General features: G+C 78.1%; 2 protein-coding genes. Both read right to left on the bottom strand.

The window, feature by feature from the left end; translation table 11 throughout:
• Window positions 1–37 precede the first annotated feature (37 nt).
• On the bottom strand, window positions 38–1,333 hold the full coding sequence (locus AC5LUJ_RS23275) for a Pvc16 family protein (protein WP_250287519.1): 1,296 nt from the start codon (window positions 1,331–1,333) through the stop codon (window positions 38–40).
• Entirely contained in the window at window positions 1,330–1,791 is a 462-nt protein-coding gene (locus tag AC5LUJ_RS23270; RefSeq protein ID WP_493465778.1) for a hypothetical protein, read from the bottom strand. Before AC5LUJ_RS23270 ends, AC5LUJ_RS23275 begins: the two co-directional genes overlap by 4 nt.
• Between the last annotated feature and the right edge of the window lie 766 nt (window positions 1,792–2,557).

Raw genomic sequence — 2,557 nt, 5'->3', positions numbered from 1 at the left:
ACGGCACCATCGGACACAGCACCGGCTGTCGTCATGGTCATGGCAGCTCCACCGTCGTGCGGTCGATGCTCGACACGCCCGCGGCCCGGACCCGGACCGGTACCGGCGTCGGCGGGCCCGCCTCGGCCAGCAGTGCCGCCGGCACCCGCACCCGCAGGCTGGTCGGTGACGCCTCAAGGTAGGAGGCCGCGGGGACCACCACCCGGCCGATCAACGTCTCACCGGGCTGGCCGGGCACGTGCAGCCGGCTTCCGGTCACCTTCAGGATCCGTCCGGTGCCACCGGGCTCCGCCTCGACCACGACGGCGGCGACGGCCGGGACGATCATCATGGCGGCCGGGGCGGACCGGGCCGGGCCGGCGACCGTCCCGCTGGTGGCGACCGAGACGGTGTGGGTACCGGGCTGGAGCCGGGATTCCGGCGGGATGGGCCGGCCGTCGGGCAGCGCCGCGTCCGGGATCACCACCGCGACCCGGTCCGGCGTCGGCACGGGCGCGGCGGCGAGCGGAAGGTCGATCCCGCCGACGCGGACCAGCGTCCGGCCCGGTGCCGGCGCCAGCAGGCTGGTGCCCTCGACGACGAGCGTGTCGCCGATCCGCGCGACAGGGTGTGCCCGGGGCTGGTCGGCCGCCCCCGCCGGCAGGACCCGCAGCCGGCTGATCGCCGGAGTGCGCAGCGTGTGCACCCGGACCCGCGGGCCGGCGGCCGGGCCCTCACCGACCTCGACCGCCACCGGCGGCCGGGCCCGCTGATCGATCTGGACGACCGTGACCAGGTACGCGGCTGACAGGCGGAACGGCGTGGTCAGCGCCGTCCACACCTTCGTCAGGTCGTCGAGGCCGACCGGATCCAGCGTCACCGTGATCTGTTCGACGCTGTCGGCGAGCCCGGCGGCCAGCAGCGGCTGGTCGACCGGGTCCCGGGTCGAGACGAGGTCCTCGGTGAGGATCGGGGTCTCGTGCAGCACCCGCATGGCGCTGCCGAGCACAAGCTGAGCGCGGCTTTCGTCGTGCGTGTCGCCGGCGCTGTCCAGCACGGAGCCGAACGCGGTCAGCAGATAGTGCAGGTGCAGGGACAGCGGCGGGGAGCCGTACCGGGTCGGCGAGCCGGCGGGCGGGGCGTCGAGGTTCTTCAGGTACGGGCTCTCACTCACCCGGTAGAGGAAGAGGTTGAGCCTGGCCGGTTCGGCCGCCGGGCTCGCGCCGGCCGGCACCGGCCGAGGGGTGCCGACCGTCACCGGCACGTCCGTGACGCCGGGCGGCCGGGCCACCCGGTCCCGCAGGAGCGCACGCAGGCTCGCGCTGACGTCCCTGATCACCTCATGCCCGCTCATGGCGCGTCCCGCTGCCAGGCCGAGTAGGCGCGAACGCCCTGGTAGGCGTCGAAGCCCACCAGGCCGGACGGGACCGGCGCGGCGGCCGGCGTCGCCGCGCGTTCCGCGGCGACGACCGGTTGCGGGAACCGGACCTCGACCGTGTCGATACGCACGGTGGTCCGGCCGGAGCCCGAGCCGGTGAGCACCCCGTCGGCCCGGCGCCCGATGCTCGGGGGCGGCGCCGGCCGGGGCGTGGGCGTGGGCCACGACGTCTCGCCGCGCCCACCGGCCCGCCCGCCTCGGCGCGCCGGATCGCCCACGTCCGCCGCCACGCGAGCCGTGTCGGCGGCCCGGGTGGCGGCGGGGCGTGGCGGTGCGGCGCTGGGCGAGGACGCATCGGCGCGTTCGCCGCGCCGGGAGACAGCACCGGACGGACGATCGCCGGCACCGGCGGACGCGGCCGGACCGCGTTCCACACCCGCGCGCGAATCCTCACCCGGCCCGCGGGAACGCGGACCGCCCCGAACGCCGGGCGACGTCCGCGGCCGGACCTCCGCTTCATTGATCATCGGCGGGACGGCCGGTCCGGCGGCCGAGTCGGGCTGACCGTTCCGGCCGGACGGTCCGGTCCGGCCGCTCCGCTCGGTGTGACGGGGGACGGCGCCCGGCCCGGCCTGCGCGATCCGGCCAGCCAGGTCGGAGGGCCGACCGGCCACGCGTGGCGGCCCCGCCGTGCCCGCCCCGGACGCGGGGCCGCGATCATCCGCGGATCCCCGTGGCGCACCGTCGCGGTCGTCCGTGTCCGGGCGCGCACCGACGGCTGCGGCCGGCATCCCGCCGGCCGGATCGGCCGGCACGCCCACGCGCCCACCGGACGGCTCGTCGCCCACCGCGCCACCACCGGGGCCGCCGGGGCCCGGCGTCGGGCGGGGCGGACCCGGCCGCCGCCGGGGCGAACCGGTCGACGGCTGCGATGCCGACGGCGGCGTCGACGGTGGTGTCGGGGCGTCGAAGCCCATGGACGGCCGAAGAGCGGCCGCGGGCCCTGTCAGGGCGTCCGCGGACCGCGTTGCGGCACCGGCCGAAGCGGCAGGGGGCTCGACGTGCCAGGCCGGCTCGACGCCGGTCCCGCCCGCGTGCACGTCCGTCCCGCCTCGCACGTCCGTCCCGCCTCGCGCGGCCACCCCGCGAGGCCCGGCGGCCGAGCCGCCCACCGGAAGGCCGCCCACCGGAAGGCCGCCC

This window comes from Protofrankia sp. CiP1_Cm_nod3 (genome assembly GCF_982290655.1).
The sequence above is the reverse complement of the archived record's forward strand: the minus strand, read 5'-3'. Positions and strand labels throughout refer to the sequence as shown.